Below are 9465 nucleotides of genomic sequence, written 5' to 3'. Positions count from 1 at the left end.
CGTGACGACTCGTCCCCCGTGCTGGTCTGAGGGCCAGAAATGCCCGAACGACTGTGCCGCCGCGTTGCTGCAGCAACAGGCCCATAACCACTTCAACCTCACCGGCCCGTGGTCCGGCTGGCGCTTGCGCGGGCGTGATCTGGTCGGCCCCGGCGGCGAACGCGTGAGCCCCGAGCGCTTGCGCGGGCTGTTGTGGCGGGAAGCCGGTACGGATCGGGCCAGCTCTGCCCGGAACCGCCGGGAAGCCGCCCAGGCCGCCCGAGGCCGTCAGCCGGTCAAGGTCGTCGTGATCGAGTTGGCCGACTTCCGGGTCGGCGGCGTCACTGCCGGCTGAGACGCTGGCGATCGCCAGAAATGAACGAGGCCCCCAACTGGGGGCCTTTTTCTTATCCTAGCTTTGACTACCGGGGGGCTTATGGAAGAGAGACGACACATCATCAGAAGCGATGAAGCCACAAAATGGGGCTGGCTTAGCCCCGGCCTGACCGTCTTCGTACTGATTGGGCTGGTCGGAACCGCAATAGCGACCGCTTACATCATCGGAAAGCAGCAGGCAGCCGCCGAGGATAGACAAGCTGCCCTGCTGGCTTCACGTGCCCTGGCGGAAAAGCAAGGCGTCCGAAAGCAGTTCGACGCGCTACGAGCCGAGCGCGACACGCTTCGCGCTGACGTGGCTCAACTCTACGCCGAACTAGAAAAGCTTAGGCGGCAGCAACAGCCCGAGACCAGCGCCACCTCCCGATGTATCAGCGGCCAACGGCTGACAAAGCGCGGCGCCGAATGGTCCGATAGCGGTCCCTGCTAGTTTTTCCTGCATGGCTGCGCTGGCCCGGCCACCAAGACGGCGGCCCGATGAAGGCCAAGCCCAGCACGCCGGCGGCAACTACGAGCCCCGAGAGGCCCGTCACTGCGATTGCGAACTCGTCCATGCCTGCAATCTCCGTAAAGCGGGTTTGGCGGGAGCGGTGTCGCGCTTGGCTCGGCCTGGCGCGAGTGGTCCGCGTGCAAGCCTAACGCGGACCAAGCGCAGGCGCGGGTGAGGCGTTTAGCTGGAATTCCCGGCCGGCGCCGACGCGGGCACGGCAAGGTCACCATACGTGCTGATCTGCCCTGCCCTCAGAACGGCGCCCGCGCTCGCCTGGGGCGCGTTCGGCGCTGACGGTGGCGACGGTGCGGGCTCATCCTGCCGCGCAGCCTGGGGCGCGGCGGCGAGCTGCCTGTAAGGGTTATAGACCGGGCCATCCCGAGCGATGCGCCGGCACTCGCCCTGACTAATGTCGTAGCGCGTGCCCTGCTCCGTCAGGCAGGTGCAACTCGCGTCGCGGTGGCCTCCATCTGCGTCGGTGCCGGCCTCCGCGGACATGCAGAGAAGCTGCGGATCGGCCGTAGGCTGGCGCTGGTCGAACACGGGCGCGGTCCACGGCATGGTGGCGAAACGCGGGAGATGCGCCTTGGCGTAGTCGCCGGGGGTGTCGTAATGCACGCCGGCCGCGTCCGACGCGCCCCCACGCGTTCCGCGCGGAGCCGCGCCAGCCACGCCCACCGAGGCCGATTTGTTCTCGGCGGCGAACTTCTCGATCTTCGACTCATAGCTGTGCTTGAGGTAGAGCGAGCCGCAAAGCAGCAGGAAAAGCAGAACGGCAATCCAGCGCAGCCACATCGGCACATGCAGGCGGCTCGTATTGAGAACCGTGGACGTGTAGTACTGAAAGACCTCGTTGGGCCGAATCCATTGCGACTCGTCGGAACAGGCCGACTTAACGTTGCCCTGGTACGAACTCCAACGCTTGAGCGTGGTGGCCTTGCCGAAGCGGCGCTTAACATGCACATGCTCTTCGTAGAGGCCACGCAGGAACGGATCGAGCTGCAAGCCCTGTTGTGCGATCAGGATGAAGTCGAAGCCGCGATGACGATGCCGCGCCATCGCGTCCACATGGTCGGGGACCTTCGATCCCGCGTTGCGATTCGGAAACGTCCCATAGCACTCGTCCAGCACGACGACAGAGCCATCGGGCAAGGACTGCCAGTCCTGCGGGTTGTCGATCGCCTTAAAGCCAAGCTGATCGTAGGCAAGATCTTTGATGCCGTGCGCGTAGACCTCGCGCCCTTCCTTCTTGAGCTTCATTGCGCGCCAGAGCGCATAAGCGGTTTTTCCGTGGCCCGGCTGGCCGGTGACGAGCATCAGCATGTTCTGTTACCCCAGCTTGGCAAGCATGACTTTTTGCGTGGCCTTGGCCGCCATCGCCGAAAGAATCAGCGTGATAGCGATATCGAGCTTTAAGGCGCCGAAGTAGGCGAGCAGCAACGAAGGCAGCGTGCCGACCTTGGCCTGGATCAGGCCCAGCAACGCGGGCAATGCCACCTCCTTAACCGCCGCGCCAATACCGATGGCGAGAAGCACGCGACCAACGATTCCCGGCAAGTAAGTTCGCAGTGCGTTGAGTAGCGCAGAGACAAGCGCGCCGATAATCAATGGCATGGTCAGGGCCTCGCGAGAATGAAAATAGCGGTGATGAGCGCGAAGAGGTTGAACACGATCCCGGCCCAGCTGATGAAGTTGCACCAGGAAGCTGGCGGAGACGAAACGACGCCCATGAACCCGCTGGTGAGGCCACTACCACCGGAACCGACACTGAAGCCCGGACACGTCCCGCCACCGCCGACGAAACCGGATGCGTTGAGTCCGCTTCCGTCTATGCGCTCAGCTGGCGCCCATATGTTCGTGTCGCCGGGTGCGCTACCGGCGCCCGGGTCTTGGCTCATGCCAGGGACTTTAGTCCAGTCGGGCTGCTGCCCTGCCCCGCCAACCGAGCCGCCCGCGTTGGCCTCCATGCGCTCAAGCGCGCAGCGCATGCGCCACGTTTGCAGGAGGCTGGCGTATTCCATTGCATTGCACTTTTCACCCGTGCAAACCGGCATCGCATTGCAGGCGCCGCCTGTGACGTTCTCGTTTCGCCGCGTGTTGCAGTCGATGCGCCATTGGATGCGCGCTTGACCGCAGAGGATGTTGTCGCCGGAACACTGCGGCGGGTTCTTACAATCGTCGCCGCCAGAGAACTTGCCATCGTCCTCCCCCGGGTCGGGATCGCCGTCGCCGTCGCCGTCTTTCTTGCAACTGCCGTCCTGGCCGCGCACCTGTCCGGCCGGGCATTTGCCGTCATCGACGCAACTTCCGTCCGGTCCCTTGGTCTGGCCGGCGGGACACTCTTCTTTGTTCGGGGTGCACTTGCCTTGAGAATCCATATGCTGGCCGTTCGGGCACTGCTGGTCCGGAACGCACTTACCTTCCTCCAGCCTCGTACCTGTAGGACACTCGGGCGGGCCGTCCGGTATGCAGTTCACAGACATTAGGGAAGACGCAATGCCACCGCCACGCACGTAGCCCGGCGGGCACTCATAGTCCCACACATCGCACGACCTGCCGGTCGCAACCTTCTTCGGCGGATTCTTGCCATCGTTGAAAAAACGGTGCTCGCACCCCGCGTCGCACCTCATGGTGCCGTTGATCGCGACGCTGTTAGATAGCCTTTCACCCAACGACGAGCAGGTGTTGTTGTAGTACCGGGTATACGCGGCAACGCCAGTGCTATTAGTAGGCGATAGGCAAATCTTGACCGCAACAGCGGACGGCGGAGGATCATTGGTGAGGCCGCAAACCACCCAGTCGGGATAGCTCGGGTTCCCGGCATCCACGCGTCCACGCGCCGCGGCGAAGGCCGCCGCTGCGGCATCGCCTTCATTTGCGCAACCGTCATCCACGCTCAACGAATACGACTTAGAACAGGTTCCGGTGGTCGCGAATGCGGCAGGCGCAGCGAGAACGGAAAGAAGGGCGAGAAAGATCAGGAACGCTTGGCGCATGACTAGTCCTCAAATGCGAGCCAAGCGAATCCGAGAAGCGCGAGCATCACGAAATAGCCTGCGTATTCCATAACGAACACAGGGGCGGTTGCCCGCCCCTGCCCTATGTCGATTAGCTGGCGACTCGCTTGCCGGAGCGAACCATGAGGACGACGCCGGAAATGGTCAGAACGACGACGCCGATCAGCAGCAGTTCGGCCTTGTCCACGCCGCCGCTGACGGCTTCGGACATGGCGCCCGCGTTGGCGGCAGCGGCGAAAGCAGTGAGGGACAGCGCGGTCAAGCCCTGCTTGACGCGGGTGGCGATCTTGGTGTGCATGGTGGTATCTCCTATACATTGGCGGTTCGACGGGCCTGCTTGATGTAGAAGCCAACGGCCCAGGCACCGACGATCACGACGGATACTTGAAAGCCTTCGGCAACGTCGAGCGCAGGCGGAAAACTCGACGCGGGACCGTAGAAGGGCGCGGCGCACTCACCGGTCGTGGCGTTGTAGTCCGCTGCCTTGCAGTACTGGACTAGGAGCTGTGCGGGTTGCTCTTCCATGGTCGTTCTCGGTGATGGGCCGCCCGCCGCAAGCGACGGTCGGCCTTCGGGTTGGTTAGCCCTTCGGCAGCGGCGGCGGCGCGCTGATGCGCGAGCCAATGCGGACGCGGTTCAACCGCAGGTTGCCGTGCTGATCGGTGCCGAAGCTGTCGCCGGCCAGGTTGTATTGACCCGGTTCGTATTCGTGGCCGCGCTCGACGTTGACCTTGAACGGCAGCGGGTAGTCCGCGCCGGCAACGTGCAGTGCCGCCTGCTGTTCGCCGTACCACTTGTTCTTGTATTCGCGATGGTTGGCGCTGGTCTTGCTCTTGAATTCAACGTGCATGGCTTTTCTCCTGGTTGGGGCGGTTGCGCTCAAGCCAGAGCGCCCACCGAATCGCGGCGGTCAACATGACCGAGCCCTTCTCGTAGGTACTGCATGAGGTGTTCGCTGCTGAATCCCTTGAATCTGCCGGGAACACCCGGTCGGCAGAGGGCTTCGCGGATGTAGGCGTCCGCGTCATCGCCGAAGACTTGGTGAACCAGCGTCAACGACCGACCCACCTGATTTTTGATAAAGCGCGCCCACGCGACCGCCGTTGCTTCGACCTTCGCGCGCACAGTACGAAGCCGTTCGGTCACGTCAGCCGGAATCGCTTCGCACACGTTGTACGCAGCGCGCAGGTAGGCCAGTGGTTGCAAGAGCATTTCGGGCGGCAACTGCTGGCGCTTCGAATAGAAACGGACCTCGACGCGCACCCAGGGACTATCCGGGTCGCCCTGCTCTCTGCCCTTGTGGTACACGCACAGCTCTTTGTGACCCTTCTGGCCGGCATAGAACGTGCACCCCGCCCCGCTGCCGTGATCGGTCACGTAGCGGGTTTTGGGCGGTTTCCCTGGCCCGTTGGCGCGCACGACGAGTTCGCCGGCCTGGACGGCTTCGTGCATGTCGCGCGGGTCGAAGTACTGGCCGAGGTAGTCATCGAACGCCAAGTCGCAACGCGTGATTCGCGCGCCCAGTTGCAGCAGGCCGTGCACGGCGCGTTGCCAGTCGGTGATGCACGCGGTGCCCGCACCGGTCAACGATACGTGCGCGGTGTCGTTGTTACCGCCGATGCCAACCTTGCCGGCGACTTCGCCGCCAGGACCGATGACGAGCGCGCTGTTCGTGTAGCCCTGGAAACCAGCTCCGGAAAGCTCGGTGGCGGTCAAGCCGCAGGCGCGGCCGAACAGCATCGCGATCAGCTTCGCGGCGAAATCCTCTTCGCCGACCAGCTCAAGCAGGCCCGTTGCGTCGCTCAGGGTCAACGACAGGTAGTCCACCAAAGCGCCGACACCGGGATCGCCCTTGGGAATAGAACGCCTCGGCTTCGTGAGGCTTCCTCGGCGCTTGGGGATCAGTGCATTTTGGCCCGTGTTACTACACGGGCTTTTCGCCCCCCGGTCGCTGGGGGCATATTCGGTACACGCCCAACAGCAGCCGTCGCCGAAGTAGTGGTCGGCAGTCATGCCGCAGCGCCAGCAATAGTCATTGCTCACCGCAACGAGCCCCGAGCCGTCAGCCATGACGAATCTTCCCGTTACAGCGGTGCAGGCGGTCGCCGCAGCGATAACAGATGACACCGGGGCCCCGGCCGGCGTCGGACGCATCGCCGTAGTGATGGCCGAACAGCTCGCAGAGAACTCGGCGGAACAGGTTACGCATGGCGCTTGCCCTCCTTGGCGCTACCAGTGCGGTGAGCATTGCGCATCGGCGTCGCGGCGGTCGCGACGTGCACGAGCGACTCGCGCTCGCAGGCCATGAATGTGTCGAGCCAGAACGCACACGCCGCGCGTTCGTCGGTGATGGTGATGAAGTCGAGTTGATCGCCCTTGAGGTAGCGCGCTGCGGCGGCGCTGGCGATCTCGTACTGCTCCCACGCCAGATCGGCGAGCGTGGTGCTGATGTGCTGTGCCATGTCCCCTACCCCTCCCTAGTTGCGGGGACGGCCGCCCCGGGTCTAGGGGGAGGCCGGGCGACCGTCCCCGCTGGCGCCCATCCGTCTCCATCGCGGAGACATTGAGGGCATGTATATTCCCCGGAGACATCGGCTGTCAACTGGGCGGAGACATGAGCGCGACCCTGAAGCTACTTGACAAGTACCGGGAGACACGTGGAATCCCGTCAGATAACGCTGCTGCAATCGCGTTGGGTATCCATCGCGCAACCGTGAGTGGCTGGCGGAAGCAAGGCAAACAGGCGGAGGCTCATGTGATAGCTGCGATGGCGAAGACCATCGGACAAGAGCCCGGCGCCTGGCTGGCCCTGATCGAGTCGGAGCGTGCGCGATCCAACGAGGATCGGAAGGTGTGGGCCGCCCTGGCGCGCCAGCTCGGGGCGGCGGCAGCGTTCACGCTAGTGCTCTGCGTGCTGTCGCTGCCCGCCCCCGCTAGGGCCGCTTTCCAGAGCGTGGAGCGCGGAACGAGCTATGCATTATGCGAAATTATGGGTGCCGTACGTGGTCGCGGCTCCTGCGCTTCCTGCGTGGCCTCCTGGCGGTACTCACACCGACAGGAGGTCACCGTGACGACTCGTCCCCCGTGCTGGTCTGAGGGCCAGAAATGCCCGAACGACTGCGCCGCCGCGTTGCTGCAGCAACAGGCCCACAACCACTTCAACCTCACCGGGCCCTGGTCCGGCTGGCGCTTGCGCGGGCGTGATCTGGTCGGCCCCGGCGGCGAACGCGTGAGCCCTGAGCGCTTGCGTGGGCTGTTGTGGCGCGAGGCCGGTACAGATCGGGCCAGCTCTGCCCGGAACCGCCGGGAAGCCACCCCGGCCGCCCGAGGCCGTCAGCCGGTCAAGGTCGTAGTGATCGAGTTGGCCGACTTCCGGGTCGGCGGCGTCACTGCCGGCTGAGACACTGGCGATCGCCAGAAATGAACGAGGCCCTGTCAGGGGCCTTTTTCATTTGCAGGCGTCGTAAACCTGATCGGCCCAAGCCCGGCGACCGTCATAACCGGTGTCATTGGTAACGTTGGCATCGCGCATGCGTTTCATGTTTTCGCATTGGCTAGTGCCAAACGAACCTGTGGTGACGGCTGCCCCGGCGGCTGCCCCCGACCGAGATCGGCCGGCGATCCGAGACAAATAGCGCGAGTCAGCATCGGCCTTCTTTTGGGCTCGATGTCGCCGCCAAAGCTCTTCGTTCGTAGGAGGCGCTTCGGGTGTGGCCGTCCAGGACTTGGCAGTTTTGGTACCCGCGCAGGGGTCGCTTTGGTACGAGACCGCCCCGCCCTTGCCTATGCATTTGTACACCATCTGTGCGGACGCAGCGGGCGACAACAGCAGTACGGCATAGCAAATCCATGTCTTCATGACGGTTCCTCCCTGTACGGAAAGAATAGCCGGGAAAAGCGGGTCAGCGGGAGTGGTAGCGCGCCTGGTTTGACCTGGCGCGAGTGGTCCGCTTGGCGTTCCACGCAATGCCGGAGCAGGCGCGGGTGATGCGTTTGACTGGAATTACCGACCGGTTTAATCGTGGACACCGGTTATATCGCCGAATGCGGTCCCCTGCCCTACGCCCCGGGTGAGGTGGCGGGCCATCTTGGCGATGCTTCGGGCTACGGCGCCAAAAGAAACTTTCATTCGAGTTTGTTCTCTTTTGCGTATTCGCGGCGAATGCCGTCAAGGAAATCCTGCAGGCGCAGCACGCGCTCATCACGGGAAATGGCCTGCATCGAAACGTAGCGAATGACGTTCATGATCATTCCGCCGCTCAGCTCATAACGAGTGGCGATGCGCGCAAGGTCAATGCCGGGCTCCAGCGAGGCGGCGGGCGGCAGCCCTTTCTGCCAGATGAGCAGGCGCTCGCCTTGGCGCGGCATCGGAAAGTTGACGATGTGTTCGAAGCGGCGCGCGAAGGCTTCGTCGACATTCCCCGCGAGATTCGAGGCGAGAATGGCCAGGCCTTCGAAGGTCTCGATCCGCTGCAGCAGGAACGAGACTTCCTGGTTGGCGTAGCGATCATGTGCATCGCGAACCTGCGTGCGCTTTCCGAACAGCGCATCGGCTTCGTCGAAGAACAGGATCCAATCCTTGCGCTCCGCTCGGTCGAACAGTCCGGCCAGGTTCTTCTCGGTTTCGCCGATGTACTTGGACACCACCATGGAAAGATCGACGCGATAAACCTCGCGTCCCGTGACTTTTCCCAACAGCATCGCCGTGACCGTCTTGCCCGTGCCTGGCGGGCCGTGGAACAGTGCGCGGCAGCCCGGGCGCAACTTGCGGCGCATCTGCCAGTCGTCGAGCAGCACCTGCCCGTGACGCACCCAGGTCTCGAGGTCGCGGATTTCGGCGAGCGTACGCGGCTGGAGAACCAGATCGTCCCACTCCATGTCCGTGGACAGCTTCTGCGCGGGAAACTTGGATGAAGATCGCGGCGGGCGCGGCTTGCCGTTGATGATGCGATCCGCGGTTTCCTCATCGACCAACAAACGGCCACTCATCGGCGGATCGCCGTCGACCGACTCTTCGAGATAGACGATGCGCCTCTGTATCAGCGGGTGATCGCCACCCAGTAACTTCTGCCAGCGTAGTCGCTCGCCCAGGTCGTCGCCCGCCATGACGAATAACGCCGTGTCGCCCGTTGGCAAAAAACCGCGGTGTTGTTTGCCGCGGATGCCGCCGAGGAGCGGGTAATCCCCCGCGCCGGGTGCGAGATTCTGGACCAGGCGATCGAGAAAGTCCGACCTGACCAATGGGGCGAGTGCAAGCAACAGCAGGGCCTGCGACTCGCTATCGAGGCGCTGCTCCCTCACCAGGCGGGCATAGGGCGCATCATCATCGGGATCGGGCGGGTCGATCACGGTCGGCATCAGGACGCAGTCGATGTCTCGCTGAAGGTGCGCGCGCAGATGACGCTCGAGCAACGCCTCGAATTGTTCGAACGCCCGGTGAAGATAGGCGCGCCCCTCTGTGTCGCGCGCCTTTGTCGGAATCCGCAAGGGCTCGATGTGTCTTGCTAAGGTGCCGGCTCCAGCGTTCATTGAGTCTCCTTCTGCGCCATGGCTTGCATGTCGGCGTCCGGCGTGATGGTGGGC

General features: G+C 63.7%; 13 protein-coding genes and 1 pseudogene. 3 read left to right on the top strand and 11 right to left on the bottom strand.

The window, feature by feature from the left end; genetic code table 11:
• Positions 1-334: DUF3653 domain-containing protein (locus TX83_RS19280; protein WP_222423792.1), on the top strand; the 334-nt coding region annotated here is incomplete at its 5' end.
• Between the two features lie 711 nt (positions 335-1045).
• Here TX83_RS19280 and TX83_RS19275 read toward each other — a convergent pair.
• From TX83_RS19275 to TX83_RS19240, 9 genes are all read right to left on the bottom strand, one after another.
• The gene (locus tag TX83_RS19275; protein ID WP_064749621.1) at positions 1046-2188 is read right to left on the bottom strand and encodes a zonular occludens toxin domain-containing protein; all 1143 of its coding nucleotides are present in this window, start codon (positions 2186-2188) and stop codon (positions 1046-1048) included.
• A 6-nt stretch (positions 2189-2194) separates the two neighbouring features.
• Positions 2195-2479 (bottom strand): DUF2523 family protein, encoded by a 285-nt coding sequence (locus TX83_RS19270; RefSeq protein WP_064749620.1) that lies wholly within the window; start codon positions 2477-2479, stop codon positions 2195-2197.
• A 2-nt stretch (positions 2480-2481) separates the two neighbouring features.
• Positions 2482-3861 (bottom strand): hypothetical protein, encoded by a 1380-nt coding sequence (locus tag TX83_RS22960; protein WP_141233580.1) that lies wholly within the window; start codon positions 3859-3861, stop codon positions 2482-2484.
• A 112-nt stretch (positions 3862-3973) separates the two neighbouring features.
• Complete coding sequence (locus TX83_RS19260) at positions 3974-4180, bottom strand: hypothetical protein (protein ID WP_064749618.1); 207 nt, start codon at positions 4178-4180, stop codon at positions 3974-3976.
• Positions 4181-4191: 11 nt separating this feature from the next.
• Positions 4192-4407 (bottom strand): hypothetical protein, encoded by a 216-nt coding sequence (locus TX83_RS19255; protein ID WP_064749617.1) that lies wholly within the window; start codon positions 4405-4407, stop codon positions 4192-4194.
• A gap of 55 nt (positions 4408-4462) precedes the next feature.
• Positions 4463-4732: a single-stranded DNA-binding protein gene (locus TX83_RS19250; RefSeq protein ID WP_064749616.1), complete on the bottom strand. Its 270-nt coding sequence runs from the start codon at positions 4730-4732 to the stop codon at positions 4463-4465.
• A gap of 29 nt (positions 4733-4761) precedes the next feature.
• Positions 4762-5952, bottom strand: coding sequence for a replication initiation factor domain-containing protein (locus TX83_RS19245; RefSeq protein WP_186442653.1), 1191 nt, complete (start codon positions 5950-5952; stop codon positions 4762-4764).
• Positions 5945-6091: a hypothetical protein gene (locus tag TX83_RS23485; RefSeq protein ID WP_186442652.1), complete on the bottom strand. Its 147-nt coding sequence runs from the start codon at positions 6089-6091 to the stop codon at positions 5945-5947. Before TX83_RS23485 ends, TX83_RS19245 begins: the two co-directional genes overlap by 8 nt.
• Complete coding sequence (locus TX83_RS19240) at positions 6084-6344, bottom strand: hypothetical protein (protein ID WP_064749614.1); 261 nt, start codon at positions 6342-6344, stop codon at positions 6084-6086. The genes TX83_RS23485 and TX83_RS19240 overlap by 8 nt, the downstream gene beginning before the upstream one ends.
• Positions 6345-6496: 152 nt before the next feature.
• On the opposite strand from TX83_RS19240, the pseudogene TX83_RS24270 reads away from it, so the two are divergent.
• Together TX83_RS24270 and TX83_RS24005 are read left to right on the top strand one after the other, a co-directional pair.
• Positions 6497-6853 (top strand): annotated as a pseudogene (locus tag TX83_RS24270) (DUF3693 domain-containing protein); the annotation flags it as partial.
• Positions 6854-6949: 96 nt separating this feature from the next.
• On the top strand, positions 6950-7282 hold the full coding sequence (locus TX83_RS24005; protein WP_261370200.1) for a phage protein: 333 nt from the start codon (positions 6950-6952) through the stop codon (positions 7280-7282).
• Positions 7283-7330: 48 nt separating this feature from the next.
• Here the strand turns inward: TX83_RS24005 and TX83_RS19230 are convergent, their stop codons facing one another.
• Both TX83_RS19230 and TX83_RS19225 read right to left on the bottom strand, forming a co-directional pair.
• Positions 7331-7741, bottom strand: coding sequence for a DUF4124 domain-containing protein (locus TX83_RS19230; RefSeq protein WP_075575269.1), 411 nt, complete (start codon positions 7739-7741; stop codon positions 7331-7333).
• Between the two features lie 266 nt (positions 7742-8007).
• Positions 8008-9411 (bottom strand): ATP-binding protein, encoded by a 1404-nt coding sequence (locus TX83_RS19225; RefSeq protein ID WP_079248330.1) that lies wholly within the window; start codon positions 9409-9411, stop codon positions 8008-8010.
• Positions 9412-9465: the final 54 nt, after the last annotated feature.

Origin of the sequence: Lysobacter antibioticus HS124 (genome assembly GCF_000336385.2) — a bacterium.
In the GTDB taxonomy this organism is placed as follows: domain Bacteria; phylum Pseudomonadota; class Gammaproteobacteria; order Xanthomonadales; family Xanthomonadaceae; genus Lysobacter; species Lysobacter firmicutimachus.
This window is presented reverse-complemented; position numbering and strand designations above follow the sequence as displayed.